Origin of the sequence: Salinicola lusitanus, from assembly GCF_003206045.1 — a bacterium.
GTDB classification, from domain to species: domain Bacteria; phylum Pseudomonadota; class Gammaproteobacteria; order Pseudomonadales; family Halomonadaceae; genus Salinicola; species Salinicola lusitanus.
The window spans coordinates 13,672-38,142 of sequence record NZ_PZJM01000011.1 but is presented as its reverse complement, the minus strand read 5'-3'; the positions used below and the strand labels follow the sequence as shown (position 1 = coordinate 38,142).

Sequence of the window (24,471 nt, the reverse complement as noted above, 5' to 3'; positions counted from 1 at the left end):
TGCTATCGCTCAAAACCGATCTCCATGCAGCCGTCTACCAGGCGCTCGACGGCATCGAGGTGGGCAACCCGACGTGCCTGAACCGCCATTCTCGCCAGCACGACAGGCTGCAAAAGTGACTCGAGCACCGCCTGTAAGCGTTCAGGGGTGAGCTCGGCCTGCTGTATCAATTCCGCGCCACCGGCTTCGACGAGGTGACGCGCGTTATGGGTCTGGTGATCATCGACGGCGTGCGGGAACGGCACCAGCAAGGCGGGCTTGGCCGCCGCGGAGAGTTCGGCGATGGTCAGGGCGCCCGCTCGACAGACGATGACGTCCGCCCAGTCGTAGGCGACAGCCATGTCGTCGATGAAAGCGCTCACCTCGGCCTCGACGCCCGCCGCTCGATAGGCCTCCCGCGTCACGTCATCCTTGTCGCGCCCTGCCTGATGACGCACCTGCGGGCGCCGTGCGGGATCCAGCCCCGCCAACGCGACGGGCAGCTTCTGATTGAGGGACTGTGCCCCGAGGGACCCCCCCAGGACCAGCAGTCGCAACGGCCGGTCGGCCATCTGCTCGTCCGTCCGGGGCGTCTCCCCCAGCTGTGCGATGTCGTCGCGCACCGGGTTGCCGACCACCTCGGCCTTGGCCGACGGGAAGGCACCAGGGAAGGCGGCGTAGACTCGCGTCGCCAGATGCGCCAAGGATCGATTGGTCAATCCGGCAATGGCGTTCTGCTCGTGCACCACCAGCGGCTTCCCGCTCAGACGCGCAGCCAGGCCTCCGGGGCCACTGGCGAAACCGCCAAGTCCGACGACGAGCTGCGGGTCGAAGCGCTGTATCACCCGCCGGGCCTGCCAGATCGCGCGGCTCAACCGCCACGGGATCGCCAGCCAGCCACTCAGGCCATTGCCTCGCAACCCGGAAACCGCAATGCGATGCAACGGGATGTCGGCGGCGGGAACGAGACGATTCTCGATGCCTCGGGGGCTCCCCAGCCACTCGACCGTCACTCCACGCTCACGCAAGGCCTTGGCCAGCGAGAGCGCGGGCACGACGTGCCCACCGGTACCGCCCGCCATGATCAGAACGCGCCGTGCAGCACTCATGAGGTCGACTCCTCGGCCTGGGGGCCTGGCTGTGCAGCGGGCCCGGCCTTGGCCTCCGCTCGGCGCTGCAGCCGCCTGACCTCCGCGTCGACGCGAAACAGGATGGCCATCATGACGCCGCTGATGATGAGACTCGACCCGCCGTAACTCAGGAGTGGCAGCGTCAACCCTTTCGTCGGCAACATACCCGAGCTCACGGAGATGTTGATGAATGCCTGGGCGCCGATGACCAACGCAATGCCGTAACACAGGTAGGCCGCGAACGGGATACCGATCAATTCCGCCTTGCGCCCGATCCTGAAGGCTCGAAAGACCAGCAGGGCGAAAAGCAGGATCACCGCCATGGCACCGAACAGACCCAGCTCCTCGGCCAGCACGGCAAACACGAAGTCGGTGTGAGCCTCCGGCAGGTAGAACAGTTTCTGGACACTGTTACCCAGCCCCAGACCGAACCAGTGCCCGCGCCCGAAGGCGATCAGCGCCTGGGTCAGCTGATAGCCTGTGTTGTACTGATCCGCCCAGGGGTTGGCAAAGCTGGTGATACGCTGCAAACGATAGGGTTCCGCCACCGCCAGCATGACGGCACCCGACCCCACCACGGCCAGAATCAGCAGAAATCGCCACAGCGGCGCGCCGGAGAGCAGCAGCATGCCCATGACGCAGCCGGTCAACACGACGACGGCGCCATAGTCCGGCTCGAGGATCAGCAGAAAGCCGATCAGCGCCATCACCGCCAGCGGCCGCATGAAGGCGCCCCAGGTGCGACGCACGTCCGGCAGGTAACGCTCCAGATAGCCGGCGATATAGACGATCAGGCACAGCTTGGCGACTTCCGAGGCCTGGATATTGATGATGCCGAGCGGAATCCAGCGCCGGCTGCCGTTGATTTCACGGCCGACGATCAGCACGACGAACAGCAGCAGCAGCGCCACGATCAGCATCATCGGGCCTTTTTGCCGCCACCAGTCCAGAGGCAGGCGCACGGCGACGAGGCCGACACCGATCGCGGCGAGCACGAAGATGCCGTGACGAATACTGAAATAGTAGGGGTTGCCGGTCAGGCTCGCGGCGATCTCGGTGGATGCCGAGGTCACCATCACCCAGCCGATCAGCATCAGCGACAGCGTCGCCAGCAGCAGCCAGCCGTCGAACGACTGATGCTTGGTGGTCAATCGCGCCTGGGACGTCTTCATCATGGCCTTCAGCATGCGGCTTCCTGCCCTTGTCCGAGCGATCCTTGATCCAGCAGGGCGCGGAACGCCTCGCCGCGCGCCAGGTAGTTGGGGAACTGGTCGAGACTCGCGCAGGCGGGCGACAGCAGTACGCAGTCCCCCGGCTCGGCGATCGCCGCTGCGCGCCGCATGGCTTCTGCCAGCGTGCCGACCCGCCAGATGGCGACTCGCGGTTCGAGCGCGGCCGCCAACTGCGACGCATCCTGACCGAAGACGATCGCTTCCCGCGCGTAGTGCGCCAACGGTTCGGCCAGCGGCGTGAAGTCGGCGCCCTTGCCGACCCCACCGCCCAACCAGACCAGCTTGCCGGTCAGCGTCTGCCCGACGCCGGCGATCGCCGCCAGGGTCGCGCCCACGTTAGTGCCTTTGGAGTCGTTGATCCAGCACACCCCATTGCGCTCGGCGACGATCTCGCCACGGTGCGGCAGGCCGGCGAAACCGGTAAGGACGCTCCGCATCACCTCCCGGGAGATCCCGATGACATGCCCGATCGCCATCGCTGCCAGCGCATTGGCCTGGTTGTGACGCCCCGCCAGACGCAATTCGCCGACCGGCATCAGCGGTTCGCGGCCGTGGCAAAGCCACTCGCCGGCCTCGCCCGCCACCGCCGAGATCCCCCACTCGCCTTCATTGGGAGAATGCGTGGTGAAACGCTCGCAGCTCAACGACGCCTGCTCCGGCCAGGTGGCCGCATCATCCGCGTTGACGACGGCATGCGCGGCGCCCTCGAAGATCCGCGCCTTGGCCCGGCGGTAGCCAGCCATGTCGCCATGGCGATCGAGGTGATCCGCCGAGAGATTCAGAAACGCCGCGCAGGCCGCCCCCAATCCGGCGAGCGTTTCCAGTTGAAAGCTCGACAGCTCCAGCACGAACAGCTCCGCCTCCTGGTGATCGATCAGCAGATCCAGCGCGGCATCCCCGAGATTGCCACCGACCGCGACGCGCCTGCCCGCCTGCCGCGCCATCTCGCCCACCAGCGTGGTCACGGTCGACTTGGCATTCGAGCCGGTGATGGCGACGATCGGCGCCTCGCAGTGCCGTGCGAAGAGAGAGATCTCACCGACGACACGATCCCGGACGGCACCCAGGCCGGCACGCTCGAGATCGACGCCGGGACTGACGACGATTTCGGCGAATGCCTCCAGGTCCAGCGACTCGAGGCTACCCAGGTGAAGCTCGACCGCCGGATGGGCCGCGCGGAAAGCCTCGAGTCCCGGCGGCGCGGCGCGGGTATCGGCGACCATGAATCGCTCGCCACGGCGAGCCAGGAATCGGGCGATCGCACGACCGGAGATCCCCAGCCCGACCACTAGGGTCGACGGCCTCCCCGCGGTGGAAGGGGCTCCCGGAGCAGAGCCAGCCGGGTCGACAGAGAGCGGATCGGTCATGGCTTCAACGCAGCTTCAATGTCGCCAGCCCCAGCAGGACCAGCATGACGGTGACGATCCAGAAACGCACGATGACCCGGGGCTCCGGCCATCCCTTCAGCTCGAAATGGTGGTGCAGCGGCGCCATGCGGAAGATGCGCCGACCGGTGAGCTTGTAGGACCCCACCTGCAGGATGACCGACACCGTCTCCATGACGAAGACGCCCCCCATGATGAACAGGACGATCTCCTGGCGCACGATGACGGCAACGATGCCCAGCGCCGCGCCCAATGCCAGCGCACCGACGTCACCCATGAACACCTGGGCGGGATAGGTGTTGAACCACAGAAACCCGAGGCCGGCCCCGGCGATGGTGCCGCAGAACACGGCCAGTTCGCCGGCCCCCGGCACCTCGGGTATATGCAGGTAGTTGGCGAAGAGCGCGTTGCCGCTGGCGTAGGCGAAGACCGCCAGCCCCATGGAAACCAGTACCGTCGGCATGATCGCCAAGCCATCGAGACCATCGGTCAGGTTGACCGCATTGGAGCTGCCGACGATGACCAGATAGCTCAACACGATGTAGAACAGGCCCAGCGGGATCACCACGTCCTTGAACAGCGGCACGATCAGACTGGTCTCCACCGGACTCGCCGCGGTGAAATAGAGGACCAGGGACGCGCCGAGACCGATCACCGACTGCCAGAAATATTTCCAGCGGGCCGGCAGGCCGCGCGGATTCTTCTCCACCACCTTGCGAAAATCGTCGACCCAGCCGATCGCGCCAAAACCCAGCGTGACCGCCAGTACCAGCCACACGTAATGGTTGGTCAGGTCGCCCCACAGCAGCGTGCTGATCGCGATGGAGATCAGGATCAACGCCCCGCCCATGGTCGGTGTTCCCGCCTTGGACAGGTGGGACTGGGGACCATCGTCCCTCACTGCCTGGCCGATCTGGCGTTCGACCAGGCGACGAATCATCTGCGGTCCCATCCACAGACTGAGAAACAACGCCGTCAACGTGCCCAGGATCACGCGCAGGGTCAGATAGCCAAAAACATTGAAAGCACTTTGAAAATGGGTAAGCAGTTCAGCCAGAAAAAGCAGCATGAGTCAGATTCACCTTGAGGCATCATCACGCAGTACGGCAACGAGTCGTTCCATGCCGGCACTGCGAGAACCCTTGACCAGTACGCTGGCCCGGGAAGGAAGCTGATCCTGGGCGAAACGCTCTAGCGTCGCCCAGTCATCGAAATGACGGCCTTCGTTGCCGAAAGCCTCCGTTGCGGCACGGGCGGGTTCGCCGTACGTGCCGAGAAAATCGAGTCCGAGCTCGCTCGCCAACTGACCGATCTCGGCGTGCAGACGCTCGCTCTCGGCGCCCATCTCGCCCATGGGGCCGAGGAAACACCAGCGCGGCGCCGGCAGTGATGCCAGGGTCTCGAGTGCCGCGCGCATGGCGCCGGGGTTGGCGTTGTAGGTGTCGTCGATCAGGCGACTATCACGCACCCCATCGATCACCTGCATGCGCCCCGGCATGCTCCGACACGCCTCGAGCCCGGCCACGATCTCCGCGGCATGGAGCCCCAGCGCCTGTGCCGCGGCTGCCGCGGCCAGCGCGTTGCGCACATTGTGTCGCCCCATCAGGGCCAGCGAGACGCGTACCGATGTCTCGCCCGGCAGAGAAAGCGTGAAAGCATAACGCCCACCCGCATCGCACACCAGATCACGGGCGGTGACGCTGGCGTCGCTCTCGATGCCGAAGTCGATCACTCGGGCACGTCCCGCCAGGGCTCGCCATACCGGAAAATAGCGCTCCTCCCGATCGAGGACCGCGCAGCCATCCGCGGCCAGGCCAGCGAGAATCTCTCCCTTGGCCTGAGCGATCTGGCCCATGCCGCCAAATTCGCCGACATGGGCTCCGGTGACATTGGTAATGATCGCCACCTGCGGCTTGGCCAGCGCGGTGGTCCAGGCAATCTCGCCGAGATGATTGGCACCCAGCTCGACGGCCGCGTAGCGGTGTTCGGCGCCAAGTTCGAGCAGCGTCAGCGGCGCGCCGATGTCATTGTTGAGATTGCCGCGGGTGGCCAGCGTCGGCGCTCGTCGCGACAGAATCGATGCCAGCATCTCCTTGACCGTGGTCTTGCCGCTGTTGCCGGTCACCGCAACCAGCTTGCCACCCCACTCGAGCCGGTGCGCCCGCGCCAGCAACCCCAACGCGAGCCGAGTATCGGGCACCTGAATCTGGGCCAGGGGATCGGCGACCGGACGTGAGACGACAGCCCCCACCGCCCCTTTTTCACGCGCCTGGGCAAGAAAATCATGGGCATCGAAACGGTCACCCTGCAGCGCCACCAGCAGATCGCCAGGTAGCAGCGCGCGGGTGTCGGTGACGACCCGGAGCACCTCGGCGTCGACGCCCACCAGATCGGCACCGAGGCGCGCCGCAATGCCACTGAGTCTATCGCTCATGCGGACGTCTCCCGCAGGCGAAGGCAACGGCTCGCCACCTCGACATCGCTGAACGGCTGGCGGATACCGGCGATCTCCTGATAATCCTCGTGGCCCTTGCCCGCGATCAGCACGATGTCCTCGTCTCCCGCCGCCGCGACAACCCGCTCGATCGCCGCTTCCCGCCCCTCGACCGACCAGCTCTCCGCCCGAGCTTCCGGCGATAGCCCGGCCGCAATCTGGTCGCGAATGGCTTGCGGGTCTTCGCTCCGAGGATTGTCGTCGGTGACGACGATGCGATCGGCCAGCTTCTCGGCGATGGCCGCCATCAGGGGACGCTTGCCGCTGTCACGGTCCCCGCCACAACCGAACACGCACCACAAGGCGCTGCCTTGGCGGCCCGGCAGATGGTCACGCAGCGCGGAAAGCGCATTCTCCAGCGCAGCCGGCGTGTGAGCATAATCCACGACCACCACCGGCGCCTTGCCGGCGTCGTCCCGCGGCAACCGTTGCATACGCCCCGGCACCGGCTGGAGCCCGGAGGCGGCTTGCCAGAGAGATGCCAGGGGATAGCCCAGGCCATGGAGCGTGGCGATCGCCAGCAGCGCGTTGTCGAGGTTGAAGCGCCCCATCAACGCCAGTTCGAGGACGCCTTCATTCTCCGGCGTGGCGACAATGGCGCGCAGACCGTTGGGAAGCGCTTCGCAATCGACGACGCGCAACGTGGTGGCCTCGCCGCCGCCGGTCGCCAGGACCCGAGTACCGTCCGGCAGCCCCGCCAGCATCAGGCGAGCCAAGGGATCGTCACCATTGACGACGGCCAGTCGAACCGAGCCCCGCCTGAACAGCCGGGCCTTGGCGGCGGCGTAGGCCGCCATGCTGCCGTGATAGTCCAGGTGATCGCGACTCAGGTTGGTGAAGACCGCGGCATCCACTCGGGTATCACCGAGTCGCTCTTGGGCCAGCGCGTGCGATGACACCTCCATGGCAACGATCTCGACCCCGTCGCTGGCCAGCTCGCCGAGCATCTGCTGCAGGACCAGCGGGCCTGGGGTGGTCTGCACCGCGGCGCGAACGTCGCCGGGCCGGCCGTATCCCAGCGTACCGATCACCGCAGCCGGAGTGCCGAGAGCTTCCAGCAGCGTCGCGATGTAATACGTGACCGAGCTCTTGCCGTTGGTACCGGTGACACCAATCAGTTGCAGCGACTCCGGCACCGCGAAAAGCCGTCGGCCCAGCGCGGCCAGCCGAGACGTCAATCCGGGCAGGGCGAGAACGCGCTCGTCGGCGGCCCACTCTTCCGCCAGCCCTTCGGCCTCGCAGAGCACGCCGGTGGCCCCGGCATCGAGCGCCCTGGAGATGAACTCGCGTCCATCGACACTGACACCCGGCACCGCCAGGAACAGGTCACCCTTCTCGACCTGACGACTATCCTGCGTCAGCGTCACTTCGGCTGTCGCCGAGAGCCAGGCGGCGAGTCGCTCGGGCGGCGCAGGTCTGTCCGAAGGCGCGGCGACATCGGGCCAGAGTTCGGTCAGCGCGGTCGCGAGCCGCGCGGCATCGATTCTCATGGCGCGGTTTCCTCCTGCGGCGCATCGGGCGGCACGTCGAGCAGACGCAAGGCGCTGCCAACGACGCGGCTGAAGACGGGAGCGGCGACCAGGCCACCGTAGTAGTCGCCCTTCTTGGGATTGTCGATCATCACCACGGTGACGATACGCGGATTCGAGGCCGGGGCAATACCGGCAAACAGCCCCCGGTACTCGGTCTCCTGATAGCCGGTACTGGTAACCTTGCGCACGGTGCCGGTCTTGCCCGCGATCTGGTAGCCGGGAACCATCGCCAGGTGGCCACCGGCGTTGGGCTGCACGATCTTTTCCATCATCGCCAGTAGCTCGTGCGCCACCGTGGCCGAGATCACCTGCTCGCTCTCCGGCTCGCCGTTGAGCTTGAGCAGCGAGGGAGAAAGCCGCTTGCCATCGTTGGCGATAGCGGTATAGGCGCTGGCCAGCTGCAGCGGCGTCACGGCAACGCCGTAGCCGTAGGCCATCGCCGCCTGGGCGCTGCGCGGCAGATTGGTCGGCGATGGCAGGCTACCGCTATTTTCGCCAGGAAATCCGGTGCCGGGCGACTGGCCCAGGCCGAGTTCGCGATAGCGATTCCAGATCGCGTCCTTGGGCAACTCCAGCGCGATGTGGGACATGCCGATGTTCGATGAGTGAAGCAGGATGCCGGCTGGTGACAACTTGCCGTAGTTACGGAAATCGCGAATGGTATAGCCATCCACCACCATCCAGCCCGGCGAGGTGTCGATGATGCTCTCCGGCGTGAACTTGTCGGAAGCGAGTGCCGCCGACATGGCGAGCGGCTTCATCACCGACCCAGGCTCGATCGCATCGGTGATGGCCTGGTTGCGCAGCCCACGGACGTCGACGTCACTGCGATTGTTGGGGTTATAGGAGGGCAGGTTGGCCATCGCCAGCACTTCGCCGGTACGCGCATCCAGCATGACCAACGAACCGCCATCGGCGTCGTTGTTGCGGATTCCCGCCGCCAGTTCACGATAAGCCATGTACTGCAGGCGCAGGTCGATCGACAGCGTCAGGTCGCCCCCCGGCTTGGCCTCGTCAATCAGGTGGAGATCACGAACCAGATGCCCCTTGCGATCCTTCAGCACCCGACGCTTGCCCGGCTGGCCGGTCAGATAGCGGTTGTAGGCGAGCTCGAGCCCTTCCTGTCCCTTGTCGTCGACATTGGTCACGCCGACGAGCTGCGCCGCCACTTCCCCCGCCGGGTAATAGCGCTTGTACTCGTCACGCGAATAGACCCCAGGCATCTGCAGATCCAGCGCCGGCTTGGCAGCGGCGGGCGTCAGCTGGCGACGCAGGTACATGAATTCGTGGTCCGAGTAGCGGGAAATGCGATCCTGCAACTGCCCGGGATCCACCTTGAGCGCCTTGGCCAACAGCGTCTGCTGGATCGGATCCTTCGGCAGCTCCTGAGGGTTCGCCCACAGCGTGATCACCGGTGTGGAAATGGCCAGAGGATCGCCGTTGCGGTCGCTGATCATGCCGCGGTGAGCGCCGATGGTCTCGACGCGCAGGGTCCGAGCATCCCCCTGGTTCTGGAGGAAACTGCGATCGATGACCTGGAGATAGACCACTCGGCCGACAAGCGCGGATAGCGCGACGAGGATGACCAACAGCATGAACCAGTAGCGCCCGGCGCCCAGGGGGGCATCCGGCCGGCGAGTCCTGGCTGTCGCAGCGCGTCTGGACGCACTCATGGATGAATCACCTTCACTTCATCGACACTGGGGACACGCATGTCCAGCCGTTTACTGGCCAGTGACTCGATCCGGGCCGGAGAGGACCAGGTACTCTCCTCGAGCAGCAGCCGTCCCCATTCGGTCTGTAGCGAGTCGCGCTGGTTCTCCAGCTTCTGCAGTCGCGCGTACTGGACCCGGGTCAGGTGAGAGGTGCTGATGATGGCCAGCGCCGTTATCAGCAGCGCGATGATGACCATGCCCAGCAAAGCGGAACGCAGGTCCAGGCGTCGAGCGAATGGCCAGTTGCCCACTCCCAACCCATTGCGTCGTCCTTGAACGGCCATGTTGCTCCCTATTCCAGCTTCTCGGCGACGCGCATGACGGCGCTGCGTGCGCGAGGATTGGCGTCGACCTCGCTATCGCTGGCACGCATCGCCTTGCCTACCGGCTTGAGCCGCTTGTGAAGTTGATCCTCGCGTACCGGCATGCCGCGGGGCAAGTGCGTATCGCCTCTCGACTGATCCCGGATGAACCGCTTGACCAGTCGATCCTCCAGCGAATGGAAACTGATGACGACCAGCCGCCCTCCCACCGCCAGCGACTCAAGGGCCACATCCAGCGCGCGGGTCAGTTGCTCCAGCTCGTCGTTGAGATGAATGCGAATGGCCTGGAACACGCGGGTCGCGGGGTGCTTCCCCTTCTCCCATGCGGGATGGGCCGCCTTGACGATTTCGGCCAGTTGGTGGGTGCCGACGATCGGCGTCTCCTGACGCGCGGCGACGATGGCGCGCGCGATTCGTTTGGCGAAACGCTCTTCGCCGTAGGTCTTGAAGACCCGCGCCATCTCCTGGTCGTTGGTACGCGCGATCCACTCGGCCGCGCTGGTTCCCGAGGTCGGATCCATGCGCATATCCAGCGGCCCGTCGCGCAGAAAGCTGAATCCGCGACCGGGGTCGTCCAGTTGGGGAGAGGAGACGCCGACATCGAGCAGAATACCGTTCAACTGGCCTGAAACGCCGCACGCCTCGGCATGCCTGTCCAGTTCGGCGAACACGCCACGACACACCGTCAGGCGTGAGTCGTCGATTTCGGCGGCGACGGCCAGCGCGGCGGGATCGCGATCGATCGCGATCAGCCGACCCTGGTCATCGAGTCGCGAGAGAATCGCTCGGGAGTGTCCTCCACGCCCGAAGGTACCATCGAGATAGACACCAGAGGATGACTGCACGAGTGCGTCCACCGCACCGTCGAGCAACACGCTGGTGTGGCGAAAGTCGGAACGATTCGCCGCACCGCCCTGGGGTGCCTGTGGAGCCTTGTCGCGGTGCAGCATGCGTGTCTCGGTGTTGAACGGCAAAAAATCGGAGAGGGAGTCGGCCGATAAGCCGGGTTCTGTCTAAGACAGTCATTCATCTAGGAAACGCGTCGCCACGTTTCTCGAGCAACCTACCCGGATCCAGCGCGGGCCGCGCCAAAGGATCCCTATTTGGTCTTGCTCCAGGTGGGGTTTACCATGCCACGCACTGTTGCCAGGCGCGCGGTGCGCTCTTACCGCACCCTTTCACCCTTACCGGCAGCGAATCGCTGCTTAGGCGGTCTACTCTCTGCTGCACTAGCCGTCGGCTTGCGCCGCCCAGGCGTTACCTGGCACCTCGCCCTATGGAGCCCGGACTTTCCTCCCCCGGACATGCCGGCGGCGACTGTCTGGCCGACTCCCAAGCGCGCAAGAATAACAGCCCCCCGAGACCCTCTCAAGGCAGCATTGACGAGTCGTGCAAAAGCTTTTGTCACCGCCGACAAACCGTCTCCAGACACCGACACCGATTCGGCGCTGGCGACAACGAGATCGACGCCCGAATCCCGGCAACGGGACGGTGCTGGCTCAGGCCTCCGACTTGATCGACAGCGCCATCTGGTACCAGTGCTTGCGCCGCCCGCCCAGCAACCGGACCGCGATCGCCGCCGCGCTCTTGACCGCCACTTCTTCCGCCAGCAATGCGCGAAGCAGGACCTCGCCCTCGGCATCGTCGGCGGACGCCTCCTTCGGCGGCGACCCCGCCAGCATCACCACGAACTCGCCCCGCGCCTGGTCGGGATCGGCATCCATGATCGCCAGCAACTCGCTGGCCGACCCCTCCAGCAGGGTCTCGAAGGTCTTGGTCAGCTCACGCGCCAGCACCACCTGGCGCTCGCCGACCACCGCGGCAAGATCATCCAGCAGATCGCGAATCCGGTGAGGGGATTCGTAGAACACACGCGTCTCTTCCCGCCAGGCGCCCGCCTCCAGCCGCTTCCGGCGCGCCCCGGACTTGGCCGGCAGAAACCCCTCGAAGGTGAACCTGTCCGTGGGCAGACCGGCAGCACTCAGCGCGGCAACCAGCGCGCAGGGACCGGGGACCGGCACGACCCGGCAGCCGGAACGGCGAAGTTCCCTGACCAGCACGAACCCCGGATCGGAGATCAGCGGCGTCCCAGCATCGCTCACCAGCGCCAATTGCTCGCCGCGGAGAAGACGTCTTCGCAGCTGATCCACACGAGCCGTCTCGTTGTGCTCGTGCAGCGAAATCAGCGGACGCTCGACGCCCAGGTGCCGAAGCAGACGCTGGGTGTGACGCGTGTCTTCTGCGGCAATCGCATCGACCTCCGCCAGGACGCGCCCGGCCCTCGCGCTCAGATCCTCGAGATTCCCAATCGGCGTGGCGACCACGTACAATACGCCTTCCTTTGTCTCGCTCATTCGGTACCATCCGGATTAACGTGCATTCAGAGATCGATGACCGCCAGCGGTGGCGTCGGTGCTCAACTCATCAAGGAAGCCTCCGCAAGGCAGCGGCGGGCGGTCACCGGCCGCCGGACTGCAGCAGCCTCCAGCGGAACGGGAACGGGTCGGCGCCTCGAAACCCGGTCATCGACGACCGGAGCATCCAGAATCGCTATCGATCGCGCGCGACCACTCACACGTAAAGGGAACGACACTATGCGTTACGCGCTGCGGCGACTTCTACTGCCACTGATGGCAACCCTGATACTGGCAGGCTGTGCGGGCCAGAGCATGATGCAAGGCGTCAGCGGCCCCAGCGCGCAGGAGCTGCTCGAGCAAGCCAACAGCCAGAGCGGCCCTCAGGCCGCCGCGTCCCGGCTCGAGGCGGCGGATATCCTAGCACGCCAGGGCGATACGGCGCAGGCGCTCGAGATCGCCGGCCAGATCGACAGCACCCAGCTCGATGACGCGCAACGCACCCGCTGGGCACTGGTACTATCCGACAGCGCACTGGCCGAGGAGGATGGCTGGAGCGCGATCCGGGCAACCGACATTCTCGATACCCAGGCCAATCTCTCCACCGACGACCGCCAGACGCTACGCTACCGCCGCGGCCTCGCGCTGGAGATGATCGGCGAACCCGAGGCCTCGGCCCGGCTGTTGATCGATCTGCAGCGGGAGAACGCGCCCTACGAGCTGAATGATGACATCTGGAAGCCCCTCTCGAGCCTGAGCCCCACGGCACTCGATGCACTGGCCGCGACGAATGGCGATCCGATCACCCAGGGCTGGGTCGATCTCGCTCGGCTCTATCGCACCAGCGGCGGTGACATCTCCAATCTGTTCGACCGCCTGGATCAGTGGCGCAGCCGCTACCCGGACCACCCTGCCAATCGGCGACTCCCGCAGGACCTGTCGGCACTACGCCAGATCGAAGGCAATGAAATCAGTCAGATCGCCGTGTTCCTGCCGGACAGCGGCCCGCTGGCCAACATCGCATCGGCCATTCGCCAGGGCCTGGAGACTCGCGCCAGCGATGCCCAAAACCAGGGAGAGCGAACCCCGCGCCTGACCTTCGTCGACTCCAGCCAGCAGAACATCGATGCCCTCTACGCTCAGGCCACCATGAGCGGCGCCCAGGCGGTCATCGGCCCACTCGACAAGGACAAGGTGAGCGAACTCGAAACCCGCAGCAGCGTTCCGCTCCCCACCCTCGCACTGAATTACGGCGAACATCCCCGGGATCAGGCGACCAACCTGTTCCAGTACGGCCTGTCCGCCGAGGACGAGGCGCGCCAGGTCGCTCACCGCGCCCATCTCGACGGACGCCGTCGCGCTGGCATCATGATCCCCGACAACGAATGGGGGTCGCGGGTACTGGCGGCGTTTCGCAACAACTGGGAGGGTGAAGGCGGAACGGTGGCCTCGGTGGTCAGTTACGACCCTTCGGGCTCCGTCGCCACCGCGGTCCGCAAGCTCCTGAACAGCGATCCCTCGAGCATGGACATGCTGTTCCTGCTCGCACTGCCCAGCTACGCTCGCCAGGTCCCGCCGACGCTGGATTTCTACTACGCCGGCGACCTTCCGGTATATGCCACGTCACATCTCTATGAAGGCATCCCGCAGCCGCGCGCCGATCACGATCTCGACGGCGTGCAGTTTGTCGATATCCCGTGGATGATCCCGGATGCCGCCGTGGGCGGCACCGATGCGCTACCGTTCGTCTCCACCTACCAGCAACTGGCAGGCGAGAACGATCCGGGCCTGCTCAAGCTCAACGCCATGGGCGTCGACGCCTACGAGCTGGCCCGCCGCCTGCCGCTGATTCAGGCGCTGCCGAACACGCAGATCTTCGGTGCGACGGGTACGCTGCAGGCGCGCGACGACGGCCGCATCCAGCGCACGCTGCCGTGGGCGGTGTTCCAGTCCGGCACGCCGCAGCCCCTGCTGACGGCACCCGCCTCAGCCCCGACCCGCTCTCCCTCGACTTCCAACGACAGCGGGCCGTCGCAGGGAAGCCAAGGGGCCTCCAACGCCGACCTCAACGGTTTCGCGCTGGACGCCGAAGATGACGGCACCCAATAACCGGCGTCAACTCGGGCAGCAGGTCGAACAGGCCGCTGCCCGCTGGCTCGAAACGCGCGGGCTGACACTGGTCGCCAGCAACCAGCATGCCAAAGGCGGCGAGATCGACCTCATCATGCGCGACGGCGAAAATCTGGTATTCGTGGAGGTCCGCCATCGCCGCAGGTCCGACTACGGCCACCCAGCCGAGACGATCACTCCCGCCAAGCAGCGGCGCATCATCAAGGCCGCGCGTTTTTATCTTCATGCACACGGGCTATCATGCCCCTGCCGCTTCGACGTCGTCGGCGTGACCGGAAGCCTGCCCGCACTCGAATTCGACTGGATTCGGGCCGCCTTCGACGCATATTGACCGCTCAATAGGCATCTCATGGATTTTCAAGCACGCATACTCGACCTGTTCAACGCCAGCATCGACACCAAGACTTACGCCAGCGAAGTCCTGCCGCCCTTCATCGAGGTCGCCAGCCAGATGATGGTCCAGTGCCTGGTCAGCGAAGGCAAGATCCTGGCCTGCGGCAACGGGGGCAGCGCCGGCGACAGCCAGCACTTCTCCTCGGAGCTCCTCAACCGCTTCGAACGGGAACGCCCCAGCCTGCCGGCACTGGCGCTGACCACCGACACCTCGACGCTGACCTCGATCGCCAACGACTACAGCTACAATGATGTCTTCTCGAAGCAGATTCGTGCCCTCGGCCAGCCGGGCGATATCCTGCTGGCCATCTCCACCAGCGGCAACTCCGCCAACGTGGTGCAGGCGATCCAAGCCGCGCACGATCGCGAGATGAGCGTCGTCGCGTTGACCGGGAGGGATGGCGGCGACATGGCGTCCCTGCTGGGGCAGGAGGATTGCGAAATTCGCGTTCCCGCCACTTCTACCGCACGCATTCAGGAGGTCCACCTCTTGGTCATCCACTGTTTGTGTGATCTGATCGACCAACAGCTTTTTGGCAGCAACGAGTGAGCCTTATGAAGAAGACACTGATCGTTTCCTCATGCCTGATCGGCCTGCTGACACTGGGCGGATGCGCCACCGGCGGCCAGCAGGAGAACTACGCCGAGCGCACCCCTGGCGCCAAGGTCGAAGACAGCAACATCCAGAGCAAGATCTTCAATGCCCTCAACGCGGCGGATGCACGGTATGGTGATGCCCACGTCAACGTGGACAGCTATAACAGCAACGTCCTCCTGACCGGCCAGGTGCCCAGCGAGGAACTCAAGCAGCGCGCCACCGAGATCGCCCGCAACGTGCGTAGCGTGCGGCAAGTGCACAATGAACTGATGGTGTCCGCCAACACGCCGGTCAGCCAGCGCATGACCGACACCTGGATCACTGGGCGCATCAAGGCCAATCTGGTCGCCAACGAGGATCTCGATGCCAATCTGATTCGCGTGATCACCGAGAACGGAACGGTCTACATGATGGGGCTGGTGACCCAGCAGCAGGCTAGCGAAGCCACCGCCGCTGCGTCCGGCGTGGGCGGTGTCCAGCGCATCGTCAAGGTCTTCGAATACCTCAACTGACCCTCACTCCAGGCGTAAAAAAGCCGCTGCCGAGGGATCTCCGGCAGCGGCTCTACGGTACCCAAGTGGGCCCGTCGAACAAGGGTTCCGCTACTTGACGATGCGCAGTGACGGCTTGCCTTTCTCGGGACGACCGGGTGCATCGTCATCCTTGGTGGCGGCCGGCTCTGGTGATGTGGCGGTATCGTCATCAGAGCGACTCTCGACGCTCTCGAGCGTCGGCCGCCCCTCCTCTTCCAGTGCCGCCTCCTCCTCGCTGGAGAAGCTCGGCATGACCGGCTCCTGACCAAACACCATGCCGACGCCATTTTCACGCGCATAGATCGCGATCAGAGCATCCATGGGCACCACGACCTGCATCGGCTGTCCGCTGAAGCGCGCCCCGAAAGTGACTGCCGCATTATCGATCGCCAGGTCGCGCACGGCGGCCGGTGCGATGTTCAGCACAATCTGACCATTCTGCACGAACTGCTGCGGCACCCGGACATCGGGCTTTCCAGCATCCACCACGATATAGGGGGTCTGCTCGTTGTCCAGCAGCCATTCATAAAGGGCTCTCGCCAGATAGGGACGGCTAGTCAGCATGTCAACTCCTCTCGGGCAGCTTGCGGCGGAGTCGCCTCAGCTACGCATCTCACGTTCGGTTTCGGACAGCGCCACCTTGAAGGCATCCCGCGCGAAGACACGTTCCATGTAGCTTATCAACGGGGCGATCTGCTTCTCCGGCAGCTCGACACCCAGCGCCGGGAGACGCCAGAGAATCGGCGCGATGCAGCAATCCACCAGCGTGAACTCTTCACTCATGAAATATGGCATGTCTTCGAAAATTGGTGAAATCCCGGTCAGGCTCTCACGCAACTCCTTACGAGCCTTGTCGGCGTCCTTCTTGGGCCCCTGCTGAATCTGCTCGACCAGCGGGCACCACTCGCGCTCGATGCGATGCATCCAGAGGCGGCTCTGCGCACGCGCCACCGGGTAGACCGGCAATAGGGGCGGATGCGGGAAACGCTCATCCAGGTACTCCATCATGACCTTGGATTCGTACAGCACCAGGTCACGATCGAGCAGCGTGGGCACGCTGTTGTACGGATTCAGATCGGCCAATTCGGCGTTATGCTCATCGGCCGAGACGTCCAGGATATCGACGGCCACGCCCTTTTCCGCCAGCACGATTCTGACGCGATGGCTGAAATGATCATCACTACCGGAGTAAAAGATCATCGACGATCGCTTGGCCACTACACCCATGAAACTTTCCTCGCATTAATTCAACGACCAATGGTAACACGACGGGCAACCCCGCTGGGCGCCAACCATCGCCACGGAGAGCCACAACACCCCTGCACCACGTACCAACAGCAAAACGCCCGACTGGATAAGCCGGGCGCTGTGCGCAGACGCGAATCCCGTGGGATCAGCGCTTGGAGAACTGCGGACGACGACGTGCTTTGCGCAGACCCACTTTCTTACGCTCGACTTCACGAGCGTCACGGGTCACGTAACCCGCCGCACGCAGCGGACGGCGCAGCTCTTCGTTGTACTCCATCAGCGCGCGCGTGATGCCGTGGCGAATCGCGCCGGCCTGAGCGGAGCCACCGCCACCCTTGACCGTGACGTAGACGTCGAACTGGCCAGTGGTCTCGGTCAGCTCCAGCGGCTGGCGCACGACCATCTGTGCGGTGACGCGGCCGAAGAACTCACCCAGCTCGCGGTCGTTGACGGTGATCTTGCCGGTGCCCGGCTTGAGAAACACGCGAGCGGTAGAAGTCTTGCGACGCCCGGTGCCGTAATACTGTTGTGCCATGACGGTTACCCTCAGATGTTCAGTTCTTGCGGCTGCTGCGCGGCGTGCGGATGCTCGGTACCGGCATACACCTTGAGCTTGGCGTGCATGGCACGACCCAGCGGCCCCTTGGGCAGCATGCCCTTGACGGCGCCTTCGATGATGCGCTCCGGCGCGTGGTCGATCAGTTTCTCGAACGACATGGTGCGCAGACCGCCCGGGTAACCGGTGTGACGGTAGTAGTTCTTGGCTTGCGCCTTGTTGCCGGTGACGTGCACCTTCTCGGCGTTGACGACGACGATGTAATCGCCGGTATCGACGTGCGGGGTGTATTCCGGCTTGTGTTTGCCACGCAGGCGGCGCGCGATTTCCGTCGCCAGACGACCGAGCGTCTTGCCCGAAGCATCAACGACATACCAGTCGCGCTGCACGGTGTGCGGCTTGGCACTGAACGTCTTCATGAGTGTTTCACCAAATAAGCGTATTTGGGCGTCGAAGCACAGGCTTCTCGGCCATCCCTATTTTTCTTGGGTTGCCACCACGATCGAAAGCCGATGAACGACTGCCGACAGAAGGACAACGGATCGAAGAGCGCGCATTGTACACGCACACAATGTGCGAGGAAAGACCAGTATCGTCGCGACATTGGCGCTCGCCCGCGGCGCGCGCCATTCAGGGCTTGTGCGCCAGCGCCAGGTAGTCCCGGGACTGCATCTCCTGAAGGCGCGACAGCGTGCGCTCGAACTCGAAGCTCAGATTGCCCCCGGTGTAGAGCGACTCGACCTCGGTCTCGGCGGAGAGCAGCAGCTTGACCGCGCGGTCATAGAACTCGTCGACCATGCTGATGAACCGCCGCGCCTGATCGTCGGTTCCGGCCCCCATGCGCGGCACGTCGGAAACCAGCACGGTATGGAACTCCCGCGACAACTCGATATAGTCGTTCTGGCTGCGAGGCCCATCGCAGAGCACCTTGAAATCGAACCACACCACGCCCTCGTGCAGACGACGGGTCTTGAGCTCCCGGTGGTTGATCGCCAGCGTGGCATTCTCGCGCCCTTCGCTGCCGGCAACCGAGCGGAAGCTCTTCGCCAGCAGCTCCTCGGCCTCGGCGTCGAGCGGCGAGTGGAATATCTCCACCTGCTCCAGGGTGCGAAGGCGGTAATCCACCCCGGAATCGACGTTGACCACCTCGCAATGACGCTTGAGCAGATCGATCGCCGGCAGGAAGCGCGCTCGCTGCAGGCCATCCTTGTAGAGATCGTCCGGCACGATGTTGGAGGTCGCCACCAGCACGACCCCCTGCGCGAACAACGCCTCCATCAAGTTGCCGAGGATCATCGCATCGGTGATGTCCTTGACGTAGAACTCATCGAAGCAGATGACCCGAGCCTCGCTGGCGAAGGTGGCCGCGATCTGGGTCAACGGGTTCTTCTCCCCCTTGTGGATCTCGAGTTCGCGATGCACTCGCTGCATGAAGCGGTTGAAATGCGTGCGCATCTTGCGCTCGAAAGGCAACGACTCGTAGAACACGTCGACCAGGTAGGTCTTGCCACGACCGACGCCGCCCCAGAAGTAGAGCCCCATGACCGCAGGCCTGGCGGGCGCCTCGGGTTCGGCGGCCTTGCGCTTGCCGAACAGTCCCGCCACCTTCGAGAGCTTGGACTCTCCGGGGGCGGCGGGCTTGGGCGCCGGGGTCCGCTGCAGATCGTCGTACAGACGCTGCAGATGCTTGACGGCGTTTTCCTGCGCGGCGTCGTGACTGAAGTCATCGCGCTCCAGATCCGCGCGATAACGCGACATTGGCGTCATGGCGCCTTGATGGGACGTCGCGGCATGGGATGAACTCATGGCGGTATCGTGACCTCGGTTCGAAACAAGTGGCGGGATTATACTCTCCGACGAAAGTCTTGACAGTGCCGGGCAGACAGGCAAGGTTTGACCCGAGAGCCGAGCGGGTCGATATAATGGCACCGCACCGACCTTAAGCAAGGGTCTTTGAGACAGGTCGTGCCGGGCACGACGACGAGGAGCGCACTGTGAACGAAAGCAATATCGACTGGATCCTGGCAATCGCCTGCTTCCTGGCGGGCATCGGTATCGGCGCCCTTTGTTACCACCTGCTGAACGCCAATGTCGCCCGCAACCAGAAAGTGCGTCAGCGTCTGGCCGAGACGGAGCTGGAGCTCAATCAGGTCAAGGATGCGCTGAACGATCACTTCGCCAAAGTCGCCGATCTGGCCTCGAGCATTCAGCGCCAGAGCCATGATCTCGAACAGCACCTGATCCAGGGTGCGGACAAGCTGGTCGACGACCTCAAGCTGAAACGTCGATTGCATGGCAGCCAGGAAGAGGCCGAAGAGGTCGACCTGCCCCAGGTGCCGCGCGACTACGCCGATGGTACCGGCGGCACGCTGGCCGAAGATTATGGCGTCCGACAGCGCAGAACCACCGAACAGCAGGATATCGCTCCGCAGCCTCCCCGCTACTGAACGGTCGAAGACCCGCCGGAACCCAAGGGGTTCCGGCGACTGCCCCCCTCCCCTCAAGCCGGATTGTCGATGTCCACGAACCGGTGCTCGATACCGAAACGTTCCGCCAGCCAGTTGCCGAGCGCCTGGATACCATCGCGCTCGGTGGCGTGGTGGCCTGCTGCCACATAGGTCACCCCCATCTCTCTCGCCATGTGCGTGGTGCGCTCGGATATCTCACCGGAGATGAAGGCATCGGCACCCGCCTCGGCGGCCATCGGCAACATGTCCTGAGCGCCTCCCGTACACCAGGCCACCCGTCTTATGACGCCGGAACACCCCTCTATCAGGGTTGGCGTCCGACCCAGAGCGCGCTCGACGAGCCCCGCCAGAGCGCCACTGTCCAGCTCAACTTGCGGCACGCCCATCCACAGCAGCCCCCGGCCCAGCTCTCCATCGAGACAGCGTTCCACCTCGAACCCCAGACGCTGCCCCAGGCAAGCGTTGTTGCCCATCGAGACATGGGCGTCCAGCGGCAGGTGGTAAGCCAACAGATTGATGTCGTTATTCAACAAGGTAGCCAGACGCCGATGTTTCATGCCGGTCACGCTCACCGGCTCGTTTTTCCAGAAATAGCCGTGATGGACCAGCACGGCATCGGCGTTCCAGGCCACCGCCTCGTCGAGTAACGCCTGGCACGCCGTGACGCCGGTCAGGACACGCTCGATCCGGTCCCGCCCCTCGACCTGCAATCCATTGACGGTGTAATCCTTGAACGCGTCGATATCCAGCTCCGTATCGACCGCCTCCAGGAGAATCTGCCGCGAAATCATACTGTCTCCCAGCGCAAAGCCTTGGTGAATGTTACACTTTTAGTCCGTACCGCCATCGTGCCAGGCACTGCGCACCGCGCCATCGAGCGTATCGTACTTTCATCGATCCCGCTCCGGCTCCCTCGGCGCAGCCACGGCCGCCTCGATCACTGCAGCGCTGCCAGATGTGGCGAAGTCGCTCTGATTTTCAGTCTAAGGACCCAGCACATGCGCCGCCACCTAGCCGCCTATCTGTGGCCCGCCCTATGCGGCATTCTGATCGCCGTCGTCCTGCTCTACGCCTTTCCGTCGCTGCTGGGTCGAGACCGAACCGCCAGCGATATGTCAGCCGGTACGGCGAGCGTCAAATCCGCGACCTCGGAACGCGCCCGGCCGGGTGTCATCGATGCGCCATCGCTCAATCGCCAGGAAGGGCCCGTCAGCTACTCCCAGGCCGTCAATCGCGCCGCCCCGGCCGTCGTCAACGTCTATTCGTCGCGCGTCGTCGACACCGGCCAGCACCCGCTGATGTCGGACCCGTTCTTCCGCCAGTTCTATGGCAAGAACGTGCCGCAGCGCCAGCGCATGCTGTCGAGTCTCGGCTCGGGGGTGGTGGTCAGCGAAGAGGGCTATATCCTCACCAACAATCACGTCATCAACGACGCGGACGAGATCCAGGTGGCCCTCCGCGATGGCCGTGAAGCCATCGCCCAGGTGATCGGCACCGACCCCGATAGCGATCTGGCGGTCCTCAAGATCGACCTCGACAACCTGCCTGTCATCAAGCTGAGCGATTCGGAGAAGATCGCCATTGGCGACGTCACCCTGGCCATCGGCAACCCCTTCGGTGTCGGCCAGACGGTGACCATGGGGATCATCAGCGCGACCGGACGCGATCATCTCGGCCTCAGCCGCTACGAGGACTTCATTCAGACCGATGCCGCGATCAACCCGGGCAACTCAGGCGGCGCGCTGGTGGACACCAACGGCTCGCTGATCGGCATCAACACGGCAATATTTTCCCGCTCCGGGGGCTCCCAGGGCATCGGTTTCGCGATACCTGCCAATCTGGCACGCAGCATTCTGAACGACATCGTGACCCAGGGCCGCGTCATCCGGGGCTGGCTGGGGATCGACGCCCAACAGATGACGCCTGATCTGGCGTCCTCGTTCGGCCTCAAGACCCTGAGCGGCGTCATCGTGGCCAACGTCGTATCGGGCGGGCCCGGCGACGAGGCCGGGCTGCGCCCCGGAGACATCCTGCTCGCCATCGACGGCAAGCCGATTCTCGATCCGCGGGAGACCCAGGTGGATATCGCCGAGATCCCCCCCGGCACGGAGCTGCCATTGACCATCGTGCGGGGGGGCGAGAAACGCCAGGTGACGCTGAAGGTCGGCGAGCGCCCGCCACCGACCCAGGGCAACGACGACGCAGCCAAAAGGGCCCAGGCCACCCAGGATTCGGGCGCATCCGAGACGCCCGGCGCCGACGGCGATTCCGGCGCCCGCTAGCCGCCACCCAACGACGATCGCCGCCCAAGGGGCGGCGATCGTCTCTCTCCACGGACCCGATCCGATGCCCGCTCTTCAGCGCTTGAGGCGGTTCTCCGCCGAGCGGGCGTGGGCCGTCAAGGACTCGCCCCGCGCCAAGACCGATGCGGTCCGGCCCAGCGTATCGGCGCCCGCTGGAGAACACTGGATCAGCGACGAGCGCTTCTGGAAGTCGTAGACACCCAGCGGAGAGGAGAAACGCGCCGTGCCGGAGGTCGGCAGCACATGGTTGGGGCCGGCGCAGTAGTCACCGAGCACCTCCGCCGTGTGGCGCCCCATGAAGATGGCACCGGCGTGACGCACGCCCTCCACCATCTCCTCGGGGGACTCCACGGACAGCTCCAGATGTTCGGGCGCGATGCGGTTGATCAGCTCGACCGCCTGGTCGGGCCCCTCACAGAGGATCAGCGCTCCCCGCCTCGCCAGCGACTCGCGAATGATCGCCTCCCGCTCCATGGTCGGCAGCAGCCGCTCGATGGAAGCCAGGACAGCCTCGAGGTGTCCGGCATCCCAGGCCACCAGAATGGCCTGGGCATCTTCGTCGTGCTCGGCCTGGGAAAACAGATCCATCGCCAGCCAGTCCGGATCGGTACCGGCGTCGGAAACCACCAGTATCTCGGAGGGTCCGGCGATCATGTCGATGCCGACCTGACCGAAGACGGCCCGCTTGGCGGTCGCCACGTAGATGTTGCCGGGCCCGACGATCTTGTCGACCCTGGGCACGCTCTCGGTACCGTAAGCCAGGGCGGCAACGGCCTGGGCGCCGCCCAGCGTGAAGACCCGGTCGACGCCAGCGAGATGGGCAGCAGCCAGCACCAGCTCATTGACCACGCCGTCCGGCGTCGGCACGACCATCACGATCTCGCGCACGCCGGCCACATGGGCCGGCAGCGCATTCATCAGCACCGAGGAGGGATAGGCCGCTTTGCCGCCCGGCACGTAGATGCCGACGCGATCGAGCGCCGACACTTTCTGACCCAGCATGGTGCCGTCCGACTCATGGTACTGCCAGGATTCCGGCTTCTGGCGCTCGTGATAGCTCCGAATGCGCTCCGCCGCGTGTTGCAGCGCCTCGCGCTGGTCCGCAGGGATCGACGCGAACGCCGCCTCCAGACGCTCGGCCCCGATCGTCAGTTCGGACATGGCCGTGGCGGCGAGCCGGTCGAAGCGATTGGTATATTCGATCAACGCCGCATCGCCGCGCCGACGAACGGCGTCGATGATCTCCGCGACGCGGGCCGAGATTTCATGATCGGAAACCCCTTCCCAGGCCAGTAGCGCATCGAGGCGCGCGTCGAAGTCAGCGTCCCGAGTGGCGAGGCGGGCAATGGTAGTCGTTTGGCTCATCATTGGTTCTCTCTACGTGCGATCGCGACCGTGACGCCGCCGACGGCGTTCATGCGGCCCAGGACTCGCTCACGGAGCCGCAGCTCAAGCGGCGGTCCGTGCGCTCACCGCGTGACGCAGACGCTCGATCAGCGGCTTGAGTCGCTCGTGCTTCATCGTCATCGACGCCTTGTTGACCACCAGCCTGGTGCTGATGCTCTCGATCAGCTCGCGGGGTTCCATGCCGTTGGCGCGCAGGGTGTTGCCGGTGTCGACGATATCGACGATCTCGTCGGCCAGGTTCATCAGCGGCGCCAGCTCCATCGCACCGTACAGCTTGATCACCTCGGCCTGGATGCCCTGCTCCGCGTAGTAACGACGCGCCACGTTGACGAACTTGGTCGCCACACGACGCCTGGCCCGCGCGGGCTGGGCGCCCACGATACCCGCCGTCATCAGCCGGCAGCGCGAGATCCCCAGGTCGAGTGGCTCGTAAAGCCCCTCGGCGCCGTGCTCGAGCAGTACGTCCTTGCCGGCGACACCGAGATCGGCTGCCCCCAGTTGCACATAGGTCGGCACGTCCACCGCCCGGATGACCACCAGCTTGACGTCGGGCAGATTGGTGTCGAACAGCAGCTTGCGACTCTTGCCGAAATCGTCCGCCGGCGTGATGCCCGCGTCCGCCAGCAGTGGCAAGGTCTCTTCGAGGATACGGCCCTTGGATAGCGCCAGGATCAGTTGATTGCTCATGGTA

At 64.8% G+C, this 24,471-nt stretch carries 24 protein-coding genes and 1 other RNA gene; 6 read left to right on the top strand and 19 right to left on the bottom strand.

Going from position 1 to position 24,471, the window contains the following annotated elements:
• Positions 1 to 2: 2 nt before the first annotated feature.
• The 11 genes from murG to rsmI all read right to left on the bottom strand — a co-directional run bounded on the left by murG (position 3) and on the right by rsmI (position 12,144).
• The gene (gene murG / locus DOM45_RS16735; RefSeq protein WP_110602371.1) at positions 3 to 1,088 is read right to left on the bottom strand and encodes an undecaprenyldiphospho-muramoylpentapeptide beta-N-acetylglucosaminyltransferase; all 1,086 of its coding nucleotides are present in this window, start codon (positions 1,086 to 1,088) and stop codon (positions 3 to 5) included.
• Complete coding sequence (ftsW, locus tag DOM45_RS16730) at positions 1,085 to 2,296, bottom strand: putative lipid II flippase FtsW (protein ID WP_240612436.1); 1,212 nt, start codon at positions 2,294 to 2,296, stop codon at positions 1,085 to 1,087. The genes murG and ftsW overlap by 4 nt, the downstream gene beginning before the upstream one ends.
• Positions 2,290 to 3,708: a UDP-N-acetylmuramoyl-L-alanine--D-glutamate ligase gene (gene murD / locus DOM45_RS16725; RefSeq protein WP_110602369.1), complete on the bottom strand. Its 1,419-nt coding sequence runs from the start codon at positions 3,706 to 3,708 to the stop codon at positions 2,290 to 2,292. Before murD ends, ftsW begins: the two co-directional genes overlap by 7 nt.
• Before the next feature lie 4 nt (positions 3,709 to 3,712).
• Positions 3,713 to 4,795 carry a phospho-N-acetylmuramoyl-pentapeptide-transferase gene (gene mraY, locus DOM45_RS16720; RefSeq protein ID WP_110602368.1) on the bottom strand — a complete coding sequence of 361 codons (1,083 nt, stop codon included), beginning with the start codon at positions 4,793 to 4,795 and terminating at the stop codon, positions 3,713 to 3,715.
• 9 nt (positions 4,796 to 4,804) lie between these two features.
• Positions 4,805 to 6,160 carry a UDP-N-acetylmuramoyl-tripeptide--D-alanyl-D-alanine ligase gene (locus tag DOM45_RS16715; RefSeq protein ID WP_110602367.1) on the bottom strand — a complete coding sequence of 452 codons (1,356 nt, stop codon included), beginning with the start codon at positions 6,158 to 6,160 and terminating at the stop codon, positions 4,805 to 4,807.
• The gene (locus DOM45_RS16710) at positions 6,157 to 7,710 is read right to left on the bottom strand and encodes a UDP-N-acetylmuramoyl-L-alanyl-D-glutamate--2,6-diaminopimelate ligase (RefSeq protein WP_110602365.1); all 1,554 of its coding nucleotides are present in this window, start codon (positions 7,708 to 7,710) and stop codon (positions 6,157 to 6,159) included. The genes DOM45_RS16715 and DOM45_RS16710 overlap by 4 nt, the downstream gene beginning before the upstream one ends.
• Positions 7,707 to 9,425, bottom strand: coding sequence for a peptidoglycan D,D-transpeptidase FtsI family protein (locus DOM45_RS16705; protein ID WP_110602364.1), 1,719 nt, complete (start codon positions 9,423 to 9,425; stop codon positions 7,707 to 7,709). Before DOM45_RS16705 ends, DOM45_RS16710 begins: the two co-directional genes overlap by 4 nt.
• Positions 9,422 to 9,751 carry a cell division protein FtsL gene (gene ftsL / locus DOM45_RS16700; RefSeq protein ID WP_110602363.1) on the bottom strand — a complete coding sequence of 110 codons (330 nt, stop codon included), beginning with the start codon at positions 9,749 to 9,751 and terminating at the stop codon, positions 9,422 to 9,424. The genes DOM45_RS16705 and ftsL overlap by 4 nt, the downstream gene beginning before the upstream one ends.
• An 8-nt stretch (positions 9,752 to 9,759) precedes the next feature.
• Positions 9,760 to 10,740 carry a 16S rRNA (cytosine(1402)-N(4))-methyltransferase RsmH gene (gene rsmH, locus DOM45_RS16695; protein WP_110602390.1) on the bottom strand — a complete coding sequence of 327 codons (981 nt, stop codon included), beginning with the start codon at positions 10,738 to 10,740 and terminating at the stop codon, positions 9,760 to 9,762.
• Positions 10,741 to 10,772: 32 nt separating this feature from the next.
• An RNA gene (gene rnpB, locus DOM45_RS16690) (RNase P RNA component class A) lies at positions 10,773 to 11,123 on the bottom strand.
• A 166-nt stretch (positions 11,124 to 11,289) separates the two neighbouring features.
• Complete coding sequence (gene rsmI, locus DOM45_RS16685; RefSeq protein ID WP_110602361.1) at positions 11,290 to 12,144, bottom strand: 16S rRNA (cytidine(1402)-2'-O)-methyltransferase; 855 nt, start codon at positions 12,142 to 12,144, stop codon at positions 11,290 to 11,292.
• A 240-nt stretch (positions 12,145 to 12,384) separates the two neighbouring features.
• On the opposite strand from rsmI, the gene DOM45_RS16680 reads away from it, so the two are divergent.
• Genes DOM45_RS16680 through DOM45_RS16665 form a run of 4 tightly spaced genes read left to right on the top strand, consistent with a single transcriptional unit; the run spans position 12,385 to position 15,777 of the window.
• Positions 12,385 to 14,253 carry a penicillin-binding protein activator gene (locus tag DOM45_RS16680; RefSeq protein WP_157958459.1) on the top strand — a complete coding sequence of 623 codons (1,869 nt, stop codon included), beginning with the start codon at positions 12,385 to 12,387 and terminating at the stop codon, positions 14,251 to 14,253.
• Positions 14,237 to 14,605: a YraN family protein gene (locus DOM45_RS16675; protein WP_110602359.1), complete on the top strand. Its 369-nt coding sequence runs from the start codon at positions 14,237 to 14,239 to the stop codon at positions 14,603 to 14,605. Before DOM45_RS16680 ends, DOM45_RS16675 begins: the two co-directional genes overlap by 17 nt.
• Before the next feature lie 18 nt (positions 14,606 to 14,623).
• A complete protein-coding gene (locus DOM45_RS16670; protein ID WP_110602357.1) occupies positions 14,624 to 15,217 on the top strand; it encodes a phosphoheptose isomerase in 594 nt (197 codons plus the stop codon).
• A gap of 5 nt (positions 15,218 to 15,222) precedes the next feature.
• Positions 15,223 to 15,777 carry a BON domain-containing protein gene (locus tag DOM45_RS16665; RefSeq protein WP_110602356.1) on the top strand — a complete coding sequence of 185 codons (555 nt, stop codon included), beginning with the start codon at positions 15,223 to 15,225 and terminating at the stop codon, positions 15,775 to 15,777.
• A 90-nt stretch (positions 15,778 to 15,867) separates the two neighbouring features.
• Here the strand turns inward: DOM45_RS16665 and DOM45_RS16660 are convergent, their stop codons facing one another.
• From DOM45_RS16660 to zapE, 5 genes are all read right to left on the bottom strand, one after another.
• The gene (locus DOM45_RS16660) at positions 15,868 to 16,362 is read right to left on the bottom strand and encodes a ClpXP protease specificity-enhancing factor (RefSeq protein ID WP_110602354.1); all 495 of its coding nucleotides are present in this window, start codon (positions 16,360 to 16,362) and stop codon (positions 15,868 to 15,870) included.
• Positions 16,363 to 16,398: 36 nt separating this feature from the next.
• Entirely contained in the window at positions 16,399 to 17,025 is a 627-nt protein-coding gene (locus DOM45_RS16655) for a glutathione S-transferase N-terminal domain-containing protein (protein ID WP_110602353.1), read from the bottom strand.
• 166 nt (positions 17,026 to 17,191) lie between these two features.
• A complete protein-coding gene (rpsI, locus tag DOM45_RS16650) occupies positions 17,192 to 17,581 on the bottom strand; it encodes a 30S ribosomal protein S9 (protein ID WP_087717922.1) in 390 nt (129 codons plus the stop codon).
• A gap of 11 nt (positions 17,582 to 17,592) precedes the next feature.
• A complete protein-coding gene (gene rplM, locus DOM45_RS16645; RefSeq protein ID WP_110602351.1) occupies positions 17,593 to 18,021 on the bottom strand; it encodes a 50S ribosomal protein L13 in 429 nt (142 codons plus the stop codon).
• Positions 18,022 to 18,232: 211 nt separating this feature from the next.
• On the bottom strand, positions 18,233 to 19,408 hold the full coding sequence (gene zapE / locus DOM45_RS16640) for a cell division protein ZapE (RefSeq protein ID WP_110602348.1): 1,176 nt from the start codon (positions 19,406 to 19,408) through the stop codon (positions 18,233 to 18,235).
• A 188-nt stretch (positions 19,409 to 19,596) separates the two neighbouring features.
• On the opposite strand from zapE, the gene DOM45_RS16635 reads away from it, so the two are divergent.
• Positions 19,597 to 20,049 (top strand): Z-ring associated ZapG family protein, encoded by a 453-nt coding sequence (locus tag DOM45_RS16635; protein ID WP_110602347.1) that lies wholly within the window; start codon positions 19,597 to 19,599, stop codon positions 20,047 to 20,049.
• Positions 20,050 to 20,102: 53 nt separating this feature from the next.
• Here DOM45_RS16635 and DOM45_RS16630 read toward each other — a convergent pair whose 3' ends face one another.
• On the bottom strand, positions 20,103 to 20,861 hold the full coding sequence (locus DOM45_RS16630; protein ID WP_110602345.1) for a Nif3-like dinuclear metal center hexameric protein: 759 nt from the start codon (positions 20,859 to 20,861) through the stop codon (positions 20,103 to 20,105).
• Positions 20,862 to 21,068: 207 nt separating this feature from the next.
• Between DOM45_RS16630 and DOM45_RS16625 the strand changes: the two genes are divergently transcribed.
• On the top strand, positions 21,069 to 22,352 hold the full coding sequence (locus DOM45_RS16625) for a Do family serine endopeptidase (protein ID WP_110602344.1): 1,284 nt from the start codon (positions 21,069 to 21,071) through the stop codon (positions 22,350 to 22,352).
• A 75-nt stretch (positions 22,353 to 22,427) separates the two neighbouring features.
• Here DOM45_RS16625 and hisD read toward each other — a convergent pair whose 3' ends face one another.
• The gene (gene hisD / locus DOM45_RS16620) at positions 22,428 to 23,738 is read right to left on the bottom strand and encodes a histidinol dehydrogenase (RefSeq protein ID WP_110602388.1); all 1,311 of its coding nucleotides are present in this window, start codon (positions 23,736 to 23,738) and stop codon (positions 22,428 to 22,430) included.
• 84 nt (positions 23,739 to 23,822) lie between these two features.
• A complete protein-coding gene (hisG, locus tag DOM45_RS16615) occupies positions 23,823 to 24,467 on the bottom strand; it encodes an ATP phosphoribosyltransferase (protein WP_110602342.1) in 645 nt (214 codons plus the stop codon).
• Positions 24,468 to 24,471 lie beyond the last annotated feature (4 nt).

What these genes read in the sequence shown, in the direction of transcription:
- DOM45_RS16655 (WP_110602353.1), bottom strand. Translation starts at nt 17,025, where the DNA reads ATGGGTGTAGTGGCCAAGCGATCGTCGATGATCTTTTACTCCGGTAGT.
- ftsL (WP_110602363.1), bottom strand. Translation starts at nt 9,751, where the DNA reads ATGGCCGTTCAAGGACGACGCAATGGGTTGGGAGTGGGCAACTGGCCA.
- rplM (WP_110602351.1), bottom strand. Translation starts at nt 18,021, where the DNA reads ATGAAGACGTTCAGTGCCAAGCCGCACACCGTGCAGCGCGACTGGTAT.
- rsmH (WP_110602390.1), bottom strand. Translation starts at nt 10,740, where the DNA reads ATGCTGCACCGCGACAAGGCTCCACAGGCACCCCAGGGCGGTGCGGCG.
- zapE (WP_110602348.1), bottom strand. Translation starts at nt 19,408, where the DNA reads ATGAGTTCATCCCATGCCGCGACGTCCCATCAAGGCGCCATGACGCCA.
- DOM45_RS16625 (WP_110602344.1), top strand. Translation starts at nt 21,069, where the DNA reads ATGCGCCGCCACCTAGCCGCCTATCTGTGGCCCGCCCTATGCGGCATT.
- mraY (WP_110602368.1), bottom strand. Translation starts at nt 4,795, where the DNA reads ATGCTGCTTTTTCTGGCTGAACTGCTTACCCATTTTCAAAGTGCTTTC.
- murG (WP_110602371.1), bottom strand. Translation starts at nt 1,088, where the DNA reads ATGAGTGCTGCACGGCGCGTTCTGATCATGGCGGGCGGTACCGGTGGG.
- DOM45_RS16705 (WP_110602364.1), bottom strand. Translation starts at nt 9,425, where the DNA reads ATGAGTGCGTCCAGACGCGCTGCGACAGCCAGGACTCGCCGGCCGGAT.
- DOM45_RS16715 (WP_110602367.1), bottom strand. Translation starts at nt 6,160, where the DNA reads ATGAGCGATAGACTCAGTGGCATTGCGGCGCGCCTCGGTGCCGATCTG.
- DOM45_RS16660 (WP_110602354.1), bottom strand. Translation starts at nt 16,362, where the DNA reads ATGCTGACTAGCCGTCCCTATCTGGCGAGAGCCCTTTATGAATGGCTG.
- ftsW (WP_240612436.1), bottom strand. Translation starts at nt 2,296, where the DNA reads ATGCTGAAGGCCATGATGAAGACGTCCCAGGCGCGATTGACCACCAAG.
- murD (WP_110602369.1), bottom strand. Translation starts at nt 3,708, where the DNA reads ATGACCGATCCGCTCTCTGTCGACCCGGCTGGCTCTGCTCCGGGAGCC.
- DOM45_RS16670 (WP_110602357.1), top strand. Translation starts at nt 14,624, where the DNA reads ATGGATTTTCAAGCACGCATACTCGACCTGTTCAACGCCAGCATCGAC.
- rsmI (WP_110602361.1), bottom strand. Translation starts at nt 12,144, where the DNA reads ATGAGCGAGACAAAGGAAGGCGTATTGTACGTGGTCGCCACGCCGATT.
- DOM45_RS16665 (WP_110602356.1), top strand. Translation starts at nt 15,223, where the DNA reads ATGAAGAAGACACTGATCGTTTCCTCATGCCTGATCGGCCTGCTGACA.
- rpsI (WP_087717922.1), bottom strand. Translation starts at nt 17,581, where the DNA reads ATGGCACAACAGTATTACGGCACCGGGCGTCGCAAGACTTCTACCGCT.
- hisD (WP_110602388.1), bottom strand. Translation starts at nt 23,738, where the DNA reads ATGAGCCAAACGACTACCATTGCCCGCCTCGCCACTCGGGACGCTGAC.
- DOM45_RS16680 (WP_157958459.1), top strand. Translation starts at nt 12,385, where the DNA reads ATGCGTTACGCGCTGCGGCGACTTCTACTGCCACTGATGGCAACCCTG.
- DOM45_RS16710 (WP_110602365.1), bottom strand. Translation starts at nt 7,710, where the DNA reads ATGAGAATCGATGCCGCGCGGCTCGCGACCGCGCTGACCGAACTCTGG.
- DOM45_RS16630 (WP_110602345.1), bottom strand. Translation starts at nt 20,861, where the DNA reads ATGATTTCGCGGCAGATTCTCCTGGAGGCGGTCGATACGGAGCTGGAT.
- hisG (WP_110602342.1), bottom strand. Translation starts at nt 24,467, where the DNA reads ATGAGCAATCAACTGATCCTGGCGCTATCCAAGGGCCGTATCCTCGAA.
- DOM45_RS16675 (WP_110602359.1), top strand. Translation starts at nt 14,237, where the DNA reads ATGACGGCACCCAATAACCGGCGTCAACTCGGGCAGCAGGTCGAACAG.